The organism is Acetobacter estunensis (genome assembly GCF_019083805.1).
In the GTDB taxonomy this organism is placed as follows: Bacteria; Pseudomonadota; Alphaproteobacteria; order Acetobacterales; family Acetobacteraceae; genus Acetobacter; species Acetobacter estunensis_A.
This window is the reverse complement of the sequence record NZ_JAHRDV010000006.1, coordinates 177,663-199,430: the sequence shown is the minus strand read 5'-3', so window position 1 is coordinate 199,430 and position 21,768 is coordinate 177,663. Positions and strand designations below refer to the sequence as shown.

At 57.4% G+C, this 21,768-nt stretch carries 18 protein-coding genes; 8 read left to right on the top strand and 10 right to left on the bottom strand.

The window, feature by feature from the left end; translation table 11 throughout:
* Positions 1 to 22: 22 nt before the first annotated feature.
* The 3 genes from KUA11_RS10030 to KUA11_RS10020 form a co-directional block, all read right to left on the bottom strand.
* Entirely contained in the window at positions 23 to 565 is a 543-nt protein-coding gene (locus KUA11_RS10030; RefSeq protein WP_217410146.1) for an RrF2 family transcriptional regulator, read from the bottom strand.
* Between the two features lie 152 nt (positions 566 to 717).
* A complete protein-coding gene (locus tag KUA11_RS10025) occupies positions 718 to 1,518 on the bottom strand; it encodes an MOSC domain-containing protein (RefSeq protein ID WP_217410145.1) in 801 nt (266 codons plus the stop codon).
* Positions 1,519 to 1,561: 43 nt separating this feature from the next.
* Entirely contained in the window at positions 1,562 to 2,977 is a 1,416-nt protein-coding gene (locus tag KUA11_RS10020; protein WP_217410144.1) for a hypothetical protein, read from the bottom strand.
* Positions 2,978 to 3,268: 291 nt separating this feature from the next.
* Between KUA11_RS10020 and KUA11_RS10015 the strand changes: the two genes are divergently transcribed.
* From KUA11_RS10015 to KUA11_RS10005, 3 genes are read left to right on the top strand one after another with little or no spacing between them, the layout of a single operon-like run.
* Positions 3,269 to 4,426 (top strand): DegT/DnrJ/EryC1/StrS family aminotransferase, encoded by a 1,158-nt coding sequence (locus KUA11_RS10015; protein ID WP_217410143.1) that lies wholly within the window; start codon positions 3,269 to 3,271, stop codon positions 4,424 to 4,426.
* A gap of 14 nt (positions 4,427 to 4,440) precedes the next feature.
* The gene (locus KUA11_RS10010; RefSeq protein ID WP_217410142.1) at positions 4,441 to 5,799 is read left to right on the top strand and encodes an FAD-dependent oxidoreductase; all 1,359 of its coding nucleotides are present in this window, start codon (positions 4,441 to 4,443) and stop codon (positions 5,797 to 5,799) included.
* Entirely contained in the window at positions 5,789 to 6,571 is a 783-nt protein-coding gene (locus KUA11_RS10005; RefSeq protein WP_217410141.1) for a class I SAM-dependent methyltransferase, read from the top strand. Before KUA11_RS10010 ends, KUA11_RS10005 begins: the two co-directional genes overlap by 11 nt.
* Positions 6,572 to 6,626: 55 nt before the next feature.
* Here KUA11_RS10005 and KUA11_RS10000 read toward each other — a convergent pair whose 3' ends face one another.
* From KUA11_RS10000 to KUA11_RS09970, 7 genes are all read right to left on the bottom strand, one after another.
* Positions 6,627 to 7,994 (bottom strand): amino acid permease, encoded by a 1,368-nt coding sequence (locus KUA11_RS10000; RefSeq protein ID WP_217410140.1) that lies wholly within the window; start codon positions 7,992 to 7,994, stop codon positions 6,627 to 6,629.
* Positions 7,995 to 8,055: 61 nt separating this feature from the next.
* Positions 8,056 to 9,585, bottom strand: coding sequence for an alginate export family protein (locus tag KUA11_RS09995; RefSeq protein ID WP_217410139.1), 1,530 nt, complete (start codon positions 9,583 to 9,585; stop codon positions 8,056 to 8,058).
* 1,318 nt (positions 9,586 to 10,903) lie between these two features.
* Positions 10,904 to 11,782, bottom strand: a complete 879-nt coding sequence (gene purU / locus KUA11_RS09990) for a formyltetrahydrofolate deformylase (RefSeq protein ID WP_217410138.1) — start codon at positions 11,780 to 11,782, stop codon at positions 10,904 to 10,906.
* Positions 11,779 to 12,372 (bottom strand): sarcosine oxidase subunit gamma, encoded by a 594-nt coding sequence (locus KUA11_RS09985; protein ID WP_217410137.1) that lies wholly within the window; start codon positions 12,370 to 12,372, stop codon positions 11,779 to 11,781. Before KUA11_RS09985 ends, purU begins: the two co-directional genes overlap by 4 nt.
* On the bottom strand, positions 12,365 to 15,370 hold the full coding sequence (locus KUA11_RS09980; protein ID WP_217410136.1) for a sarcosine oxidase subunit alpha family protein: 3,006 nt from the start codon (positions 15,368 to 15,370) through the stop codon (positions 12,365 to 12,367). The genes KUA11_RS09985 and KUA11_RS09980 overlap by 8 nt, the downstream gene beginning before the upstream one ends.
* Positions 15,367 to 15,666, bottom strand: coding sequence for a sarcosine oxidase subunit delta (locus KUA11_RS09975; protein WP_217410135.1), 300 nt, complete (start codon positions 15,664 to 15,666; stop codon positions 15,367 to 15,369). Before KUA11_RS09975 ends, KUA11_RS09980 begins: the two co-directional genes overlap by 4 nt.
* A 7-nt stretch (positions 15,667 to 15,673) precedes the next feature.
* Positions 15,674 to 16,933, bottom strand: a complete 1,260-nt coding sequence (locus tag KUA11_RS09970; RefSeq protein WP_217410134.1) for a sarcosine oxidase subunit beta family protein — start codon at positions 16,931 to 16,933, stop codon at positions 15,674 to 15,676.
* Between the two features lie 79 nt (positions 16,934 to 17,012).
* On the opposite strand from KUA11_RS09970, the gene KUA11_RS09965 reads away from it, so the two are divergent.
* The 5 genes from KUA11_RS09965 (at position 17,013) to KUA11_RS09945 (ending at position 21,728) form a co-directional block, all read left to right on the top strand.
* On the top strand, positions 17,013 to 17,981 hold the full coding sequence (locus KUA11_RS09965; protein ID WP_217410133.1) for a LysR family transcriptional regulator: 969 nt from the start codon (positions 17,013 to 17,015) through the stop codon (positions 17,979 to 17,981).
* A gap of 37 nt (positions 17,982 to 18,018) precedes the next feature.
* Entirely contained in the window at positions 18,019 to 18,684 is a 666-nt protein-coding gene (locus KUA11_RS09960; RefSeq protein ID WP_217410132.1) for a helix-turn-helix domain-containing protein, read from the top strand.
* A gap of 107 nt (positions 18,685 to 18,791) precedes the next feature.
* Positions 18,792 to 19,691: a class II glutamine amidotransferase gene (locus KUA11_RS09955; RefSeq protein ID WP_217410131.1), complete on the top strand. Its 900-nt coding sequence runs from the start codon at positions 18,792 to 18,794 to the stop codon at positions 19,689 to 19,691.
* On the top strand, positions 19,688 to 20,383 hold the full coding sequence (locus tag KUA11_RS09950; protein ID WP_217410130.1) for a GltB/FmdC/FwdC-like GXGXG domain-containing protein: 696 nt from the start codon (positions 19,688 to 19,690) through the stop codon (positions 20,381 to 20,383). The genes KUA11_RS09955 and KUA11_RS09950 overlap by 4 nt, the downstream gene beginning before the upstream one ends.
* Before the next feature lie 7 nt (positions 20,384 to 20,390).
* Entirely contained in the window at positions 20,391 to 21,728 is a 1,338-nt protein-coding gene (locus KUA11_RS09945) for an FMN-binding glutamate synthase family protein (RefSeq protein WP_217410129.1), read from the top strand.
* Positions 21,729 to 21,768: the final 40 nt, after the last annotated feature.

Below are 21,768 nucleotides of genomic sequence, written 5' to 3'. Positions count from 1 at the left end.
GATGCGGAGACAGACCTCGCGACTAAAGAACGTCCGATCGTCTTCGTTGTCTGACTTTTCTGACCCGACGTGTCTGAGCACGTTCGTCGAGCCAAGACAGCACTTCCTTTGGAAACGGAGGAGGCACTTTTGCCTGCATGGCCTGCGCCAGATCGGAGAGAGACGTTTGGGCCAGTTCCTGTCGCATGACCTGTTCCGCTCGCAGCATCACCGCGTGAATGCTGCACACACCACGTTTTGTCCATGCTGGCGGGCTATCATTGAACAGAACACATCGTTCCCGAATTTCCTGACAATTGAAGAGACTTTTTCTGCCTTCCACAGCGTCGATAGCCTCCAAAACACTGATCTGGTCGGGCGCACGCGCAAGCCTGTAACCACCTCGCAAACCTTCTGAGGCTTCGAGGATACCGGCCTTTTCAAGCTTCGGCAGTAATTTGGCGACAAAAGCCGCAGGGATGTTTTGCAACTCCGACAAATCGAGACTGCTGACAGGCTGTGGATTGTTCACAAGCCAGAGCAGGCTGTGGAGAACATATTCAGTGCTTGCGCCATAAAGTGACATACGCAGACCTTATAGGTCCGCGTTTATATTCGCAACTCTTTGATTGAAGATGACCGAAAGGACATCCTGCTACTCAAGGACAGATCATTATTTTATCTTCCTGCATCATTATATTTTCCAAGATTGTACCGCTCCCCCTCACACACCATCACTCACACTGAGCGCTCAATTACCCTTACCTCATCGCCAACCCGGATCATGCCCGGCTTTTCCACCAATGCGTTTTGTCCGAACATCACGCCCCCCGACGCACGGCGAAACCCAGCAAGAGCTTTCAGCGGCTGCCCCGGCTCAGGCATTCCACCCGTATCCTGATCAATGGTAGTGACCACACAGCGCGAGCACGGCTTCACCAGACGCAATTCCACATCGCCTACGCTAAGACGCACCCATGCATCCTCCTCCCACGCGGAGGCGCCGGTGACGACAAGATTGGGACGAAATCGCGCCATAGGTACCGGCATGGCAAGGCGCGTATTCAGATCAGCCAGAGACGCTTCCGTGCAAAGAAGCACCGGAAACTCGTCCGCAAAGGAGACCGGATAGTCCTGTCCCTGCCAGTTGCGCTGACGCGCGGTCCTCGGTTCGGCCATAAAAACCAGCCGACATGCGCGCCCTAGATGAGCACTGAGCCACTCCGCCACCTCGTCGCCCGCATCGCATCCCCGCACGGTGTCGACCCACACCCGTACATCCCGCTCTTTGCCGACAGGATATGGCACGACGTGTTCGGTTCCATCCGCATGTTTGAGCGTCACTCCCGTCTGGCTGGGATGAGCGGCGATCCGTGCCATGGCCGACATCGTGCGCTGCGTGAGGAACTCACCTTCCGGCGTCACCACCAACCATCGGCGATCGTTGAGCGGCCCCCATGTCTCCAGTTCCAGTTGCTCCAGCGACAAGGCGTGCAAGCCCTTGACGGGATAAATATGAAGCGACGCGATATGCAGCATGAAGACTCTTTCCTCTGACAACAAAGAGTATGCAAAATCACCTTTATGCTGCGCTGCTGCTCAAAAGCGGCATTTCGGCTTTTTCAACGGCAACGCTTTCTACCCATTTGCCATCTCCCAGCCGCAGACTGAACATTTTTCCCGGCATCTGTGCGGTCAAACGCAGGCTTTCGCATTCAGCAGGAATGTCAAAAACCCCAAAGATCATGTCACGAAAAACACGCTGAAAAAGCAAAGGAACGAGCCTTCCATCTCCATTCCCGTTTTCCACACGCAGGACGTGAATGAATCGCGCGTCCTGCGCCCCCACCAGAAGACGACTTCCCTTCCGAAGTGGAGGCAACGTCACCTCGACCCATTCGCCGGACTGCATGTCATGCGCCTGATGCTCGTCCCAGTTTGGCAGATCGGAAAGACAAGCGGCTGGAAAACCATGCTCACGACTTCCTCGCACACGCCATTTTTCTTCGGCCAATCGGTTCGTTCCATGAAGAAGAGAGAGCGTTTCACTCTCCAGCAATGAACGAGCATCTTCCAGTATTGCCTGCGCACGATCACGGGAAGACTGAATATGCGGAGAATTATACAGGCGCGCAAAAACCTCGAAATCCCGAATAGTGCGGGCACGAGTACGTGATCTGCCCTCCCTCACCTCCTTTTCCGACCACAACGAATGGTAATCCTGCTGGAAATTACGAATCATAAAACTGCGATTCATGGACGTGACCGGATGGACGATATCCATTCCGATCATGCCATCCAGTTCGGCGACAGCATAAGGTGGTGACCAGTCGTAATGATCGAGCCCGCGACAGACCGTATCGAGCCGCGCCCACTTCATTCCCGCCCGGATAGGTTCATGCGCCATGACAGCTTCCGAAATAGGCCATGTCGACAGTTTCCGACGCTGCTGAAGCGCCGTCATATTCAGACGCCGCTGCAAGGTATGGAGGAGCGCCCTGCGGGAAAAAAATGAAATACAGAATAGCCCTTTATTGATATAGGTATCGTCATCATAATATCCGGCACAGGTACTGAAATGACTCCACTGTTCCGGAGCGTATAACTGCGGCTGGAAAATAAGCTCCAGACCCTGCTCCCTCATTTTTCGCATGATCGGCGCCAGAGGCATGTTTACCGCCACGTCGCTTTCGACAAAACAGAAAAAATCGTAATCCGGATACTTCAGGACAAACAGACTGTGCTGGTAGTCCGCATTATACCAGAACAGATTGACCCCCCCGTCATGCGTTCCAGATAATCCCAGATCAAGAGCATCCTGATTGGTCACAAAAAACATCCGATCATGCGTGCGAATGTCTTCTGGCAGATCGTCACCATAGGTGCGATCATAGAGAATGAAGAAATCGGCTCCTACGGCCAAAGCACGGCATCGACGGAAATTATGATCAACCGCGTCATCCCATCGATAAACTTTGAATACCACAGCATATGTCATGAACAGATCATCACTCTACATTGGAAATCCGTCCAACATGCATGGACAGATGATCGTCTTCCGTGATGGCCATCAAGGACATTTTTTAAAATTCTCGCAAGCCATTTCTGGTTTTCTCAGACCCAATTCACACACCAAACGATCACACCTCAGCCAGATGTCCCGTGCGGACTCACAATTCCGTTACTTCTATGACGCCTGATATTTTTTGTCGTAAGGAACCTTAAACGAAAATTTACGTTTAAAAACTCCTAGAAACTGCCGCCAACGACAGCGAAGGATGTCGTGACCATGATACCTTTTATTTCCGTCAAGACTCCTGCGTTTGCATCTCTCATCGACAGTCTCCTCGAAATAGAGCAATCCGGAATCCATAGTAATTATGGACCCAAAAACACTCTATTCGAGACCCGACTCCGCGATCTCTACTTCAATGGTACCGGAAATTGCCTGACGGTCTGCAACGCGACCATTGGTTTGATGATCGCCATGAAGCATGTGGCCCGACAAAGACAATCTTCATCGACTCCTCGCTATGCACTCATGCCTTCCTTCACCTTCGCCGCCGCAGCGCATGCGGCTCTTTGGGCCGGCTATACCCCGCTCTTTTGTGATATCGACCCCGAGACATGGGCTGCCTGCCCGGTTTCCGAATGTCGGTTGATCGAGCGTTACGGAGACTCAATCGATCTGATTGTCCCTTACGCCACCTTCGGGAATGGCATCGACCTAAATCATTATGAGAAACTGCACAAGGAAACCGGAGCGGGTATCGTCATTGATGCCGCTGCCTCTCTGGGCACTCTGGACGAAAATGGGCATGGATTTGGCACCGGGTTCGCCCATCCTGTTGTCTTTTCCATGCACGCCACCAAGACTTTCGGCATTGGAGAAGGGGGCGTCATATATTGTGCAAATCCGGACACCATTGCCGCTCTTCGCACAATGGGAAATTTCGGTTTCGGTTCCCCACGCAGCGCGACAAACCATGGCATAAACTCGAAAATGACCGAATTCGCGGCGGCCATCGCTCTCGCCTGCCTGACCACGATGGAAGAAGTCGCCAACCAACGGGCCGCTCTGGCCGAGATCTATTGCTGCTATCTTCCTCCCGGATTGGAGACACAGCAACCATGGGGACGCCGCCGTTCCTATCAGTTCATGCCCGTGCTTCTGCCCGAGGGCTGCTCACGTGACGAAGTCCGTGCAGCACTAGACGCCCTGAATATCGGCACCGGAGCATATTTCTCGCCCCATCTGATGCAACAACCCTATTTCGCACAGATCTGTACAGCCGACGACCTGAGCACAACCAATAATGTGGCCGACCGTATCCTTTCACTTCCTCTGTGGACCGATATGACACCCGAGATGCCGCGCAGAGTGTGCGAGGCCTTGCAGCCGCTTGTGACTCTTCCTGGAGCGGCAACGACACAGGTGGCCGCATGACCGGAACAAGCTCTATGCCAAAACATTCCGACAATACCTTTGGTCTTCTTATCATAGGCGCTGGACCCGCTGGACTTGCTCCGCTTCTGGCTGCGGCCCGCAACGATCTTTTCCCACACGTGCTCTCCACCGGTGTCCTGCTGGTCGAGCGGGCGCACGAACCGGGGGCGGGGCGACTGGGAAACTATGTCATTACCTCGGACAGTTCCGCCGACACCTTTCTCTCCTGTGTGCGAAACTCCCCAGTGCCTGAACTGGCAGTTCTGGCTGAAACGTCTTTGGCGAAAGAAGTCGCAGCTTATGGGGCGGACTGTGTGCCTCTTGAGCTTGCCGGACGCTTGATGGCTGAAGTGGGCAAGGTCATGGCCAATCTGATCGCCCGTTCTCCTCATGGCCGGGTGGCTATGGGAACGGAAGTGGATCGTCTCGATGAGAATGAAGACGGGTCATGGACGGCGCAGTTACGCAATGTCCAGACAGGCCGCACGGAAACGGTAAAGGCCGCCAGCGTTCTCGTCGCCACAGGCGCGACGCAAGAACCTGCGCGATTGCGACATCTCCCTGTCGGGGGCGCTCCGCTTCTCCCACAATACGAGAACAAGCTTATTCAATCGGACGAATTTCTCAGTCATGACGGTTTCGCCCGCACGATTGCTACACTGACCGCCATGGATAGCCCCAAGGTCGCCATTGTGGGGGGCTCGACAAGCGCCATGTCCTGTGCACGACAAATCCTTATCGCACTTGAAGGACACACTCCGCCCGTGCACGTCACCCTGCTGCACCGGCAACCCATGACCATCTTCTATCCCGGCCGAGACGCGGCGCACGCGGATGGCTATACCAGTTTCGACGAGCGCGATATCTGCGCTCTCAGCGGTTTCGTGCACCGCTTTGGCGGTTTCCGGTTCGAATCCCGCATTCTCGCCCGTCAACTTCTCGGTGTGGGCGACGCGCCACCGGAACCGCGCATGAGCCTCCACCAGCTTCGGGAGGGAAACGATGCCGAAGCCCGGCGCATTCTGGACGACGCCGATCTCGTCATTGCCTGCCTGGGCTATCGCCCCGCTGCCATGATCATTCGTGATCGGACCGGCATCCCTCTCCCGCTTGCGGCCCAAGAAGAAGGCCGTCCGCTGGTGAATGATGCCTGTGAGGTTATCGCCGCCGATGCCACACCGATCCCCGGCCTGTTCGGTATCGGGCTGGCCTGCGGTTATCGCCCACCGATCGAAATGGGAGGTGAGCGCAGTTTTTCCGGTCAGGTGAATGGTCTGTGGCTTTGGCAGAATGACGTCGGGCTGATGCTGATCCGGCGCCTGCTGGCGTATTCCGGCAACCTGCCACCAGAGGAAGCTGCCCATGCAGCCTGACGCTCTCCAGAAGGAAAGCTATTCGAAGGAAGCCCGGGCTTTTGACGAAAGCTTCCTCACCAATCCCTGCCGTCGCGCCTATGACCTTCTGGGATGGCAGGCGGTCAATGCTCTCACTCTGCCCGCGCACGCCCGCATTCTCGATGTGGGATGCGGGACAGGACGCTGGTGCGAGCGTTTTCTGGATCAGGGACATACCGTCACAGGCATCGAGAATGCCCCCGGCATGATCGCCACCCTGCATGCCAAGGAACTCGGTCCACGCTTTACCCTTCTTGCGGGCAACATGGAGGAGGTCATCGTGCCGCCCGGAAGCGCCGATCTCGCCGTCGCCATTGGATCGATCCAGTACTGCACCGATCAATCCCGCATCATCGCACGCCTGTTCGAGTGGCTCACACCCGGCGGACGGGTTGCTGTGATGGTGGATTCCCTTATCTCTCTTGTCTGCGGATGCCTACAGACAGAGCAGCCTGAAAAGGCTCAGCACGTTCTCGACACACGCGAGGGATCGTTCACGTCCGACGGCGTGACAACACGCCTTCATCTCTATGACCGAGAGAGTCTGAAGGCAGCCTTCGCGAATGCCGGTTTCGTGGACATCGCGTGTCGTGGGCTGGTTGTGCAGGGCGCAGCACTCGGTCGTGATGGCTGCGCGACCGCCATGCGAGCGGATGAAGACGCTTTTCTCTCCCGCGACGCGGCGCTAGCGGACCATGAAGTCATGGCCGATTGCGGCCTGCATCTGTTGCTCACCGCGCGCCGCCCCTGAGAACAGGGCAACAAAAAAGCCCTTCCAGAAATCAGGGAGGGCTTTTTCAATAAGGTCAGGCTGTGACTGACTTGCGTGAGAATATCGTGGCCAATCCATAGCACACGACCGCCGTGCCCAGAGAGGCAAGCGCTGTCATGCGTTCGGACGGATTGGCCAGCATTGCCAGAAAGACCAGCACCACTCCGCCAATCGTGATGTAGTTGCACAGCGGAAAGAACGGCAGAGAGAAATCCGCCTTTTCCGTCCCTATCCGACGCGCGGCATTACGCACGACGATGTAGGACGTGGCGATCAGGCAGTAGATGAGCAGGATCAGCCCGCCGCTACAGCTCAGAAGAAACGCAAAGATCGTCTGCGGCGCAAGAATGGAGGAGAAGGCCACCAGCATGCCGGCCACGGAACTGACCGTGATGGCCATGCGGGGCGCTTCATTGACGGACGCCCGTGTCAGAAAAGCCGGAGCATCTCCCTGATCGGCCAGTTCCGTCAGGATGCGTGACGTGATGTACATGCTGGAGTTGAGGCAGGAAAGCACAGCACTCAGCACCGCAATACGCATGATGAACGCCGCTCCCGGAATCCCCATCGCCACCATGGCCGCCACGAAGGGGGATTTGCCCGGTACGATGGCTGTCCATGGCAGGATCATCAGGATCAAGCCCACGGCCGCCACGTAGAACAACGTGATACGCACGCCGAGGCTGCGTGTCACACGCGCCACGTTCTTACCCGGTTCCGAAGATTCGGCGGCTGCCACAGTGGCAATCTCCGAGCCCATCATCGTGAAGAGAATGGTGGGAATGATCGACAGCAGCGCGATGACGCCATGTGGGAAAATCCCGCCATGATGCAGGACGTTCTGAGCCACCGGCACCCCTGGCCCGAAAACATGCAGCACATAAAGAATGCCCAGAACCACAAAGGCGACAATGGTGAACACCTTGATGCTGGAGAGCCAGAACTCGCACTCACCGAAAATGCGCGGGGCAAAGAAATTGACGATCTTCATCGCCACCACGAGACCGACCGCCAGCACCCAGGCCGGGGCGTTGATCCAGTCCTGAAGAAGTAGTGCACCGGCGATCGCCTCGCTTCCCAGCACCACAACCCAGAAGAACCAATAGAGCCAACCCGAGGTAAACCCGATCCGGTCACCATGCGCCGCGCGGATATATTCAACGAACGATCCACGTCCCGGATCCGCCACCACCATCTCGCCCAGCATACGCATGATCATGATGATCAGCAGACCAACGAGCAGAAAACCCAGCAGGATGGCAGGCCCTGTGGCAGCGATGGCAGCACTGCTTCCCACAAAAAGACCCGCCCCGATCGTGCCGCCCAGAGCGATCATGGCGATGTGCCGATTACGCAAGCCGCTGGGTGACGGGACCGCCGACGTGGAATTCTGTTCTGGCATCAAAACATCCTCTGTTGCTGCATCATGTGCTGCTTGTGCAATGAATATCCCCACAAATCCATCAGAAATGTTTGTAGAAATACGCCTCCATGACCCCTGCCGTGCCATGAATCGGAGGCATTGGCTCGCTTCCCGGCACGCCGGATTTGGCTAAAGCCCGCCCTGACGGCCCTGCGAAGGCCACGCCACCGGCCAGTGCACCGGAGGTGTTGGCATCGAACATATACTCAGCCGTGAAATCGACTTCGTCCGAAATATGGCGATTGGTGGACGCCTTCAGCCCCATCCCTGTGGTGTGAATCAATGACAGATCATAAAAATGCACACCCACCTTGAGTTCATCGTCCTTCTTGAACAAATGCACCGGAGGAATGCCTGTCAGATCGATCTGATGGATTTCAAGATCCGACAACGGTGCGAGATACATGCCGACAATTTCACCTGGCCAATAACCGCCATACGTGTAGCGACGTCCGTCATAGAGAAAGAACGTGTCGTAGCCCCGCTTAACCGTGCCGGTAGGATTTTTATTTCCACTGAAACGAGTATAGCGATAGAAAATATGCGGTTTCCACGGCAACATCGAGAACGTGTAACCCGGTTCGAAAAACATTCCGTAGGCTTCTACAGATTTATAACCATTACCCGAATGGCGGTTTTCCTCCGCTACGAAGTCACCGTAGAAAGTAAAGTTCTTGGAGATGCCAAGCTGCTTGATCGGTATGGGTTTACCACCCCAACTCAGGGCTGCCACGTTCATGCCATTACGATCCGCACGGGACGAATAATCGTATGTGGACGAGATATTGGCATCGCGCACGTGAAAGTAAGTCAGCGTGACATAAGCCTCGCGATCCTCATATACGGAGCTGCCTTTTCCACCCGGCTTGTTCCTGAACCACGTTACATCGAACCCCTCGAACTTGGTCTCAGGGCGATCGTAGCCACGATCCTGTTCGTTGTTGGTGTTGTTCTCCAGCATGAAAACATCGGCGCGGAAGGAATCCGCCTCGAACTTGATGACACCCGGTCCCGCAAAAGCGTAACGCGGCGCATACCACCACGCGCCACGATCACCCGAACTGTAAGTGCCCTTACCGATCAGGAAGCCATCATCGACCTGGAAGCGCTGCCGCCCTCCCTCAATGATGAGCTTCTGATGGCCACCTGCAATACGAAGAGGAATTTCAATGCCGCCATTGGCATCTTCCAGTGTGACCTGTCGCGGCGTGCCGGATGTCTGGGAGAGACTTTCGGCATCGCCATCGCCCAGCGTAGTCGACCCAATAGCCGAGATCAGACCAAAGACACTGAATCCCCAGTTCGTGTCCCACTGCGCTGACAGCATGGGCTTGCCATATAGTTCGCCATAAGTGGTGTTGCTATTGCGCGTATAGCGTCCCGATTTATGCAGGGCGTAGGAACCACCACCAAAATTGGTATTCGGGAGATAAAAGGCGTCCCCACCGATATCCAACCCGCCTGAAATCGTCAGTCCTTTGACGGACACGATGGTGTGATCCGCACGCGCGGGCGTCACTTTCGTCGCAGCCAGAGCGGCCACCAGAAAACATGTGCCTTGGCGTAGCATACGGCTTTTTGCTGTTTTTCCACCTTCTTTCCGAGTGCGAATCTCCCGGACGACAGAAGCATTATGCCCGTGACGACGCAGCTTTGCCCCGTTCCTGTCCGCATGCAGACCAAGCCGACCCATTCGCATTCATCCGTCAACAGTTGCGCCACAAGGCAGGTATCGTTTCTGTTTCGTTATTATTTCCACATGCCCACCATGAATATCAACCCTCCACCTACCATATTAATCACGACAAAACATTTCTCAACACCAAGAGGCGAGTTCAAAACCAAGATATTATCTGTAAATACAGAATGAAAATCCGACAAAAATACGATAATATAAAATCAAAACCTGATTATTTGATATTAATATTATAGAATATATTATTCTTGTCAGAAATATTTTTCTTCGTTAATTCTTCAACGAGAAACAATCGTTTTATCCGAGGCCATCTCAGCAACCACGCGACGTCCACCCTCAGGCAAAGGATCCTCCACCTCACGCGGAAAATGCGTCCGCAAGGCTCTTGCCTTTCCTACGTCACCACACATGATTATGAGGAAGTTCAGAAACGTCTTGCCCGAGAGAATCGCCAGAAAACAGTTTGGGTCACCATTTGCTGACACCAGTCGCACACCCTCCGATCCGATTATCAGAGAAGACAGTTCGCCATAAAATCTGTGAAATTGTGTGCCGGCTCTTCCCGTCACATGTCGGCTTCCGTGGAGAAGCTCCCGTATGTCTCGACCCTGCAATAATCGACAGGAAAAGTGCAGGCTTCCAAAGAAGTTCACCAAAACGGGGTTTGATGTGTCTCATACACTTCCCGACACACTCCGATCTTTCCCTTATTGAAAAGCATATCCGACCCGATAGACGGAACACTGTCTCTTGAGCGTGAGACAAGTTTCCTCATGCACACGTTTGATCTCAACCTGAATCTCTTCGCTCAGTCTCAAGTCAAGCGCCGAAAGCGTTTCATCCATCAAAAGGATATGAGAATTGGAAATCATGACGCGCAATCACGACGCACTGACGCTCAGATTCTGTTCATGATAAATATAATGATGTTACTGAACACAATCAGAAATATTGAAGTATCAGGGGTGAACCCTTCCTAAGATTCCCTCATGTCTCAAATTGAATGACCTTCAAGATCGGCTTAAAATAAAAACAGGGAGAGACGCCTACACGCCCCTCCCCGTTCACAATGCCATCTCCAAATCTTTACAGCTTGGCCATAGCCTTTTCGAACTGCACTATCAGATCCAAAAATTTGACCTACGACGTATCGTCTTACGACCCATCCCGATAAAAAGTCTCTCCCCGTCAGTCAGGATGTGAAAACGATAGTCTTATTGCCATTAAGGATCGTGCGCATTTCGATGTGATACCGCACCGCACGTGAGAGCACTCGCCGCTCGATATCACGTCCTTTTCGGATGAGATCTTCCGGACTGTCGGCGTGCGAAATACGCTCCACGTCCTGCTCGATGATCGGCCCCTCATCAAGATCGCGCGTCACATAATGCGCGGTCGCACCGATCAGCTTCACCCCCCGGTTCCACGCCTGATGATAGGGGCGCGCGCCCTTGAAGCCCGGCAGGAAGGAATGATGAATGTTGATGCAACGCCCAGAGAGAGCCGCAGCCATCTCGTTGGAGAGTATCTGCATGTAGCGCGCCAGCACGACCAGATCCGCACAACTCTCCTCGACCAGTTCAAGAATTCGCGCTTCCTGCTGGGCCTTGGTATCCTTCGTGACAGGCAGATAGTGAAACGGGATTCCATAAAAATCCACATCCCTGTAGGTATCCTCAGGATGATTGGCAATAATGCCCACAGGATCGATCGGCAGTTCCCCGATACGCCAGCGGTAGAGCAGATCCACAAGGCAATGATCGAACTTCGAGACGAGGATCATCACCTTCGGGCGATAGGATTGGCAATGGAGCCGGTAGTCCATGCCGAACTCACGCGCCACCCCATCTACAATACCGCGAAGATCCGCTTCCGTGCGGCCGCCCTTCACGATGTCGAACATGATCCGCATGAAGAAGCTGCCGCTACCCGTATCATCGAACTGCTGCGCCTCGGTGATATTCGCACCGGCATCGAACAGCGTCTGACTGATGGCGGCAACGATGCCCGGACGGTTGGGGCAGCTCAAAGTGAGGAAATAACCCTTGGCGTCAGGGGAAGAGGTCGTCATGCGTAATGGTCCGTTTCTGAAAAAGTATGGCCGTTCAGGGCGACAGAAAAATCATGAAACAGGCTGGAGGCAAAGCTTCGGAAGACAAGGAAGTCATAGGCTGGTGTCTGCGCTGTCTGCCATACGATGACGGGAATGTGCCCCGCCAGAGTGGATGCCACGCAATCCGTAGAGAAAACCTGTCTATGCAGGTCGATTGGCAACAAGCGGGTTGCGACTTCTCGCGCCCTCGCGCCGGACAGCCGCAGGATTGTCCGGCTATCACCCTGCGATGTCAGCGCGCAAACATCGCCGCAACATTTTTGCAGCCGGGAGAAAAGCTCGGCACTGCCCTCACCCACCGCCAGCCACTGACTGGGTCCGTTCCAGAGAAACACGACGCTGCCATCGCCGGAGCGCACGGCACGCGGCACATCGGGCAGGTCCACGCCAAACTCCGCGCGCACGCGGCCAACGAGTTCTTCACGACGTACGCCCGCAAATACACCGAGGCTGACAATGCTGGCCGGTGGCGCCAGCTCAAGTGTGACACCCCCAACCGTCACAGGACCAGACGCAACCGGCAAAGCGGCAGAAAGCAGATCAGCCATGGAGACGTTCTCCTTTGGGATCGACAAACACGGGTTCAACGACACGCGCCGCAATGACCGTCCCTGCCAGTGGGTTGTGAACCGAGATGATCTCACCCTGACGGGCCGGTCCATCCGCAAGGAAGCCCAACCCGATCCATGACCCGACGCAGGGTGACCACGCCACAGACGACAGCCAGCCCTGATCGGACTCCGCCGTGGGTGCGGCACCCTGCGGCAGAAAATGCGATCCCGCCACAAGCGTATCCAGCGGGTTTACCGGGCGGATACCGACCAGCGTGGGCCGTTGAGGGTCCGTCAGAGCCGAGCGTCGGGCCATCCGGGAGCCGATGAAATCCTTTTTCGTGGACAGCAGGCGTCCCATGCCTAGATCGTGCGCCGTGGTTTGACCGTTCAGTTCCGGCCCTGCCGGATGCCCCTTCTCGATACGCAGAACGCCCAGCGCTTCCGTGCCGTAAGGTGCGATGCCGAACGGTGCGCCCACCTCCATCAACCTACGGGCCAGTGCATCGCCATAGCGTGCAGGAACCGCCAATTCATAGGCCATCTCTCCCGAGAAGGAGAGCCGGAACAGACGAGCCTTCACACCACCACAAACCGTCAGTTCAGCCGCCGCCATATAGGGAAACGCCTCGTTGGACAGATCGAAAGGCGCATCCACGATCTTGGCCAGCACATCACGCGATTTCGGACCTGCCACCGCAAGCTGTGCCCATTCATCCGTCACCGAGATGAACTGCACGTCCAGTTCCGGCCACAGCCATTGATGACAGAACTCCAGATGCGCCATCACGCCGCCCGCATTGGCCGTAGTGGTGGTCATCACATAGTGGTTTTCACCCAGACGCGCCGTCGTACCGTCGTCATAGGCAAATCCGTCCTCGCGCAGCATCAAGCCATAGCGCACCCGCCCTACTGGCAGCTTCAGCCAGGCATTGACGTACACCCGATTGAGAAACTCCGCCGCATCCGACCCCTGAATGTCGATCTTGCCGAGCGTGGTCACATCGCAGAATCCCACGGCCTCGCGCACCGTGCGCACCTCGCGACTCACCGTCTCAAGCCAGTCCTTTTCGCCCGCACGCGGGAACCACTGCGCGCGCAGCCACAAGCCATTGGCCGTAAACACAGCCCCCTGCTCCTCGGTCCACCGATGCGTGGGCGGCAGGCGTGTGGGCTTGAAGTGACGGCCACGATGCGCACCGGCCAGCGCGCCGATCGCCACCGGCTGTGTGGGCGGTCGGATCAGCGTCGTGCCTGTCTGCGGGATCGAGCGTTCCGTGATTTCCGCCAGCAGGGCCAGCGCGTTCACGTTGGAGGTCTTTCCTTGGTCCGTCGCCATTCCCAGCGTCGTGTAACGCTTGAGATGTTCAACGGACACGAACCCTTCCCGCGCCGCCAGCCCCACATCCTTGGCCGTAACATCGTTCTGAAAATCGACGAATGCCTTGGCTTTTTTCGAAGCCGCCAAGTCCTTGAGCGCATGGAACAACGGACGGATGGCGTAGCTTGTCGGTTCTGCGTCCGGCAATGTGGAGGGCGTTGCTTCGAACCCGCAGGTCACGGCGGCACGCTGGCCTGCCACTGCGCCATCATGCAGCCCCTCCGCCGTATCGAACACACCGGCCGCCGCACCGGCCGCCACCATGCCCGGCGGCAAGGTGGACGGAAGGAAAGCGCAGAGATCGTCATGCCATGTCGGGCGCGCGCCCTGATGAGTGGTCAGTGCAACATTGGGCGACCAGCCACCCGACATGGCGACCAAATCGCAGGGCACGGATTTCGTCTTGCCCGCCGCATCACGCACCAGAACGGCCTTCACGCCTGTCCGTCCGTAACAGTCAACAATCGCGCCCGAGGGGAAAAACCGCGCACCACATTTCGCTGCTACCTCGGCCGCGATGCTCGCTCCGCCCGGGCGGGAATCAACAATTGCTGCCACTGTCACACCCACACGATGCAGATCCAGCGCCGTGCGCAGCCCGTCATCGTTGCAGGTGTAGATCACCGCTCTTCGCCCCGGCGCCACACCAAAGCGGTTGATGTAGGTCCGCACGGCACCCGCCAGCATGACACCCGGACGGTCGTTGTTGGGGAATACCACTGGACGTTCGATCGCGCCCGCCGCCATCACACATTCACGGGCGACAATGCGCCACATACGCTGACGCGGCTGGCCGGCACGCGGGACCGCCACATGGTCTGCCACGCGCTCCACCGCACCATAAGTGCCACCATCATAAGTGCCGAACACACAAGTGCGCGTCATCACACGCATATCCGGCATCGCCTCCAGTTCGCGCCGGGCCTGCTCGGCCCACTGCCATGCAGGCTTGCCGTCCAGCGTCATGTGCTCATCACGCAGACGCCCACCGACAAGACTGTCCTGCTCACACAGGATGACCCGCGCGCCCGCACGGCCAGCGGCAAGAGCCGCCGCCAGACCGGATGGACCCGATCCCACCACCAACACGTCACAAAATGCCGTGGCTTTTTCGTAGAGGTCCGGATCGCCCTCGTCCGCCGCACGCCCGAGACCGGCGGCCTTGCGGATGATTGGCTCGTACACCTTCTCCCAGAAAGATGCTGGCCACATAAAGGTCTTGTAGTAGAAGCCCGCCCCCAGAACGGAAGAGAACATTCCGTTCATGCCCAAAGCGTCAAAAGACAGGCTCGGCCAACGGTTCTGACTGGCAGCGATCAGCCCGTCGAACAGTTCCGCCACAGTGGCGCGGGTGTTTGGCTCCTGCCTTGCACCATCACGCAATTCCACAAGCGCGTTGGGTTCTTCCGGTCCTGCCGAAAGCAGCCCGCGAGGACGGTGATATTTGAAAGACCGTCCGAACAGACGCACGCCATTGGCCAACAGGGCGGACGCCAGCGTGTCCCCCGGATAACCTGTGTAATCCTTGCCGTCGAAAGAGAAATGCAGTGTTCGACTGACATCGATACCATTGCCGCTTTTGACGCGAAAGGCCTGTCCGAAAGCAGCGTTCATGAACCTTCTCCCTTGCCTTCAGGGCTCATACGTTCGGCAAGCATCACGTCACGGGCATTGCGGACATCCAGTATCTGATGCGTACGGGTGTCGCGTGTCACCACAAGCCACGAGCGACAGCCAGCACCATGGTACCAAAGCTCCTGATGCGGGCCACAAGGATTGTCACGTAGATAGACATAATCCACCCACGCTTCTTGAGAGGCATCAGCGGAAGGACGGCGAACCGTGGCGTCACCTCTGTAGGTGAACTCCTCAAGACCACGGGAACCGCAGGAAGGGCAGGTCAGACGCATGAGAACCTCAATGCAGATTGGGCTGCGCGCCCATACCTTTTTCATCGATCACCGCGCCGCGTGCGAAGCGATCCAGACGGTAGGCCACGGCCACGGGATGCGGCTCGTCGCGGGCCAGAAGATGGGCAAAACACAGGCCGGAAGCAGGCGTCGCCTTGAAGCCGCCATAACACCAGCCCGCGTTCAGATAGAGACCGTCCACCGGCGTACGATCGATGATGGGACTGCCATCCATCGACATATCCATGATGCCGCCCCAATGGCGCAGAAGACGCACACGACCGATCCGCGGCATCAGCGCCATGCCGCCCTCGCACACATCTTCGATCACGGGCATGTTGCCGCGCTGGGCATAGGAATTGTAGCCGTCGATATCGCCGCCGAAGACAAGACCGCCCTTGTCGGACTGACTGATGTAGAAATGACCGGCACCAAACGTCACCACGCAGTCGATAAAAGGCTTGAGCCCCTCACTGACAAACGCCTGAAGTACATGGCTTTCGATCGGCAGGCGTAGTCCCGCCATTGCCGCCACACGCGAGGAGTTACCCGCACAGGCAAGACCGATCTTCTCCGCCCCGATAAATCCGCGCGTCGTCTCGATCCCAACTGCCCGACCCTGCTCGACGCGAAGCCCCGTCATCTCGCAGTTTTCGATGATGTCCACGCCCAGACGATCCGCCGCCCGCGCATACCCCCACGCCACAGCGTCGTGGCGCACCGTGCCACCTCTAGGCTGAAGCAGACCGCCCTTGATGGGAAAACGCGCATCATCGAAGTTCAGAAAAGGAACCTTCGCACGCACGGCATCCTGATCGAGCAGCACGGCATCAGCCCCATGCAGGATCATGGAGTTGCCGCGCCGGATATAGGCCGCCTTCTGCGCGTCGTTATGAAACAGATTCAGCACGCCACGCTGGCTGACCATCGCGTTGTAGTTGATGTCCTGCTCCAGCCCTTCCCAGAGCTTCATCGAGCATTCGTAGAACGGCTCATTGCCATGCAACAGATAGTTGGAGCGCACGATCGTCGTGTTGCGGCCGACATTCCCGCCGCCAATCCAGCCTTTTTCCACAACGGCAATTCGTTTTCCGCCATAACGCCGGGCAAGATAATACGCCGTCGCCAGCCCATGACCGCCACCACCCACGATGACGAAGTCATAGGCACTGGCCGGTTCGGCCTTGTGCCACGCCGGCTTCCAGCCGGTGTTCCCACGACATGCCTCCCAAAGAAGGGAAAACAGGGAGTAACGGTTGGTCTGCATGATCTTCCCACGCTCTGTCTTCATGTCGTGTAGGAAACATGCCTGCTTGAGACATGATAATTTTTTCTTATAATGCGCCATGGCTCTCTCCGACCTGCCCTTTGATCTCTCCTCCCTGAACGTGTTCATGGCCGTTTGTGAGAATGGCAGTATGGCGGGAGCCGCCCGTGCTCTGCAGGTGACACAACCCGCCATTTCCCAGACGATTTCTGAACTTGAAACACGGCTTGGCACAAAACTGTTCGACCGCAGCGTCCGCCCGCTTGCCCTGACCGCCACCGGCACGGTCCTGCGCCAGCATGCGGCCGGGTTGCTGGCCGAGATGCGCCACATCGCCGTGGGCATTCAGGAGATGAAGCTGGGCCGCGTGCCGCAACTCCGCCTCGGCGTGGTGGACTCCCTCTCTCGCGCCCTCTCCCCCCACCTCTCGGCCTTCATGTACGAGCGCGTGGGACGACTGGTGGTGCATGCCGGCCTGACGGAAACCCACGCGGCCGCCCTGCTGACACGCCAGATCGACCTCGTCATCGGTGTGGACGAAATGGAGGATGTCGCCGGTCTGGAGCGCTGGCCTCTGATCGAAGAGCCTTATCTTCTTCTCTGCCCCCACGACACGCCCGCACCGCAAAACGCCGAAGACCTGCGCAAGCTCGTGCTCAGTCATCCTTTCGTGCGGTTTTCCCAACGCTCGCGCACCGGCACGGAAGTCGAACGGTATCTGCGCCGCCTGAGAGTGGAAGTCCCCTTTCAACAGGAATACGATCTTCCCTTCGGCGTGTTTGCCGCCTGTCAGGCTGGCGGCATCGCCATCACCACGCCCCTCTGCCTGTATGAAGCCGGCTTCACGCCCAAATGCGGTATGGTCTGTCACCCATTGCCCGTGGGTTCCTTCCACCGCCATCTCACGCTCGTCGTCCGACGACGCGAATTCGGACGTCTACCGCTCGATCTCACTCTCTACCTGCGCGAGCGCCTGAACACCGGCGTTCTGGCCGAACTCGCCACTCTCTTTCCCGACTTTGTCGATCAGATGCGGGTTCTCTCCTGATCCCGCCCATAGGACCTGACTCTGGAGATCCCACCCCATGCCCGCACCTCGCCGCAGCACCCAGCGAAAACTGACCGAGCGCAAAAGCGAAGATCTTGCCACCGGCTCCTCCGCCACCCCCACGCGCGAACTCACACTGGAAGAATCCCTTGGCGCCCAGATCAGAAGTAAGCGACGCAAAGCCAATCTGACAGGCGCCGAACTGGCGAACGCAGCAGGCATCTCGCTCGGCATGCTCTCCAAAATCGAGAACGGTCAGATTTCGCCTTCACTGGCCACGCTGCAATCGGTCTCCCACGCCCTGAACATCTCGCTCAGCCATCTTTTCGCAACAGCGGAAGAACAGCGCGATTGCTCTTTCGTGCGTGCTGGACAAGGCGTGTCCATCGAGCGGCGCGGAACTAAAGCCGGCCATCAGTACAACCTTCTCGGCCACCTCCTGAGCGGTCCGGTCGTGGTGGAGCCCTATCTCATTACCCTGCATGAAGGGGCCGAACCCTATGTCAGTTTCCGGCATGACGGAATCGAGGTGATCTACATGCTCACCGGCCACCTGATCTATCGCCATGGAGACCAGACCTATGAAATGGGACCGGGCGATACATTGATGTTCGACAGTCAGGCCCCGCATGGACCGGAAAAATTCCTCACCGGATCAATCAGCTATCTTTCCATCATCACCTATCCACGCCACGTTGACTGACCAAAGACAACTTTCTCCATAGGAAAGTTTTATTCTTTTGCGTTGACAGTTACGGAGCCGGTCTGTTTAGGATCGCACATCACAGACACTCTTCGGAGGTTTACGCGATGTGCGGCATCGTCGGTCTCTTCATTAAAAATCCGGCTCTCCAGCCGGAACTGGGACGCCTTACGTCCCTCATGCTCAAGACCATGACCGAGCGCGGACCGGATAGCGCCGGTTTCGCGGTCTATGGCTCCCCCGCTTCAGGTCAGCGCAAGATGACTGTCCGCGGCATTACGGATGAAAACATCGGTGAATTTGAAGCTAGTTTCCTCAAAACAGCCGATGGCACGGCCGATGTCGCCAAACACAAAGATCATGTCGTCCTGACATATGCGTCCGAACTTGAACCAGCCATCCGGGCGTTCGTGAACAGCTTCGGGCATGGCGTTCATTTCGCTGCCAGCGGTGAAAGCATCGAACTGTACAAGGGCGTTGGTCTGCCTGAAGACGTAGCGGCCCGTTTCGAACTTGAGAAAATGCAAGGCACGCACGCCATCGGTCACACCCGCATGGCCACCGAGTCCGCTGTCACCACGGCCGGCGCGCACCCCTTTTCAACCGGTCCGGACCAATGCCTCGTGCATAACGGTTCCCTGTCCAACCACAATACGCTGCGTCGGCGCCTCATCAATGAAGGTCTGACCTTCGAGACGGAAAATGACTCCGAAGTCGCCGCCGGTTACCTCTCATGGCGTCTGGCACAAGGCGACAAACTCGATCAGGCTCTTGAATCTTCCATTGGTGCGCTTGATGGTTTCTACACCTTCGTCGTCGGAACACGTGAAGGTTTCGCCGTGCTGCGCGATCCGGTGGCCTGCAAACCCGCTGTCATGGCCGAAACCGACGACTACGTCGCCTTCGCTTCCGAATACCGTGCCTTCGCCGATCTGCCGGGCATTGAAAATGCAAAGGTTTTCGAGCCCGAACCACAGCGCGTCTATCACTGGGAGCACGCGGCATGAGCGGCACGCGCAACACACAGGTGTTTGACCTGAGCACGTCAAACCTGCGCGAACTCAACGGCAGGCTTCAGAACGAAGGCCCTGATGCAGCGTGGGAGATTCAGAATCCCGCCGGTCGCCATGCATTGGCGGTCGGCCTGACACAGCCAATCTCCGTCACCATTGACGGCCATGCGGGCTACTACGCCGCCGGCATGAACCAGCGCGCCAATGTCGTCATCACCGGCAATGCCGGACAGGGCGTGGGTGAAAACATGATGAGCGGCAGCGTCCATGTAAAGGGCAATGCCAGTTCCAGTGCCGGTGCCACGGCTCATGGCGGACTGCTGGTCATCGATGGGGATGCTGGCGCGCGCTGCGGTATTTCCATGAAGGGCGCGGATATCGTCGTGCGCGGCTCCGTCGGCCACATGAGCGCCTTCATGGCGCAGAGCGGCAACCTCGTCGTGTGCGGTGATGCGGGAGACGCATTGGGAGATTCCCTTTATGAGACACGAATCTTCGTTCGTGGAAACGTGAAAGGGCTTGGCGCGGACTGTGAGGAAAAAGAGATGACACCCGAGGATCTCGCTATCCTCACGTCGCTTCTCTCCAAAGCGGGTGTCACAGACATTCCACCCAGTGAGTTCCGCCTCTTTGGCTCGGCTCGCAAGCTGTACCATTTCCGCGTCGATAACGCATCCGCATACTGAGGCAGTCATGACCGAAAATCATCACGACGTGACGAAGACTTTCCCAAGGTATTCGGCCACGTTCGACGAATTCACCATCTCGCAGATCCAGCGTGCCGCCGCGACCGGCATCTATGACATCCGTGGCGGTGGCACCAAGCGCAAGCTGCCACATTTTGACGATCTGCTTTTCCTCGGCGCGTCCATGTCACGTTACCCACTTGAGGGCTATCGTGAGCGCTGCGGAACAGATGTTGTGCTGGGCACGCGGTTTGCGAAGAAACCCATACATCTCAAAACACCTGTAACCATCGCCGGCATGTCCTTTGGCGCACTGTCCGCGCAGGCCAAGGAAGCATTAGGCCGTGGCGCAAGCGCTGTCGGCACGTCCACCACCACGGGTGATGGCGGCATGACGCCGGAAGAGCGTGGACACTCCTCCACGCTGGTTTATCAGTATCTTCCCTCGCGCTATGGCATGAATCCCGATGATCTGCGCAAGGCGGATGCCATCGAGATTGTGGTCGGACAGGGCGCCAAGCCCGGCGGCGGCGGCATGCTGCTCGGACAGAAGATCTCGGCCCGCGTCGCGAAAATGCGCGATCTTCCCGAAGGAATCGACCAGCGCTCGGCCTGTCGTCATCCTGATTGGACTGGCCCTGACGACCTCGAAATCAAGATCGAGGAACTGCGCGAGATCACCAACTGGGAAAAACCGATCTATGTGAAAGTCGGTGCCAGCCGACCGTACTATGACATTTCCCTCGCTGTGAAATCCGGTGCGGATGTCGTCGTGCTCGACGGCATGCAGGGCGGCACTGCCGCCACGCAGGAAGTGTTTATCGAGCATGTCGGTCTGCCCATTCTCGCAGCCATCCGTCCCGCTGTGCAGGCGCTTCAAGATCTGGGCATGCACCGCAAGGTCCAGCTCATTGTCTCAGGCGGTATCCGGACAGGTGCTGATGTCGCCAAGGCCCTGGCGCTGGGTGCGGATGCCGTCGCCATCGGCACCGCAGCCCTGATCGCACTGGGCGATCAGAATCCGGACCTCGCAGCTGAATATGCGAAGCTTGGCGCCAAACCGGGCACTTATGACGACTGGCAGGATGGCCGCGACCCGGCGGGCATCACCACGCAGGATCCGGAGCTGGCCAAGCGTCTCGATCCGATCCTGGGTGGACGTCGCATCGCCAACTACCTCTCCGTCATGACCATGGAGGCGCAGACCATCGCCCGCGCCTGCGGCAAAAGCCATCTCCACAACCTCGAACCCGAGGATCTCGTGGCCCTCAATATGGAAGCTGCTGCCATGACGCAGCTGCCGCTTGCCGGCACCAACTGGTATCCGGGCAAAACCGGTTTCTGAGGAGTTTCCCCAATCTGCGCCCCGCCCTAAAAGACGGGGC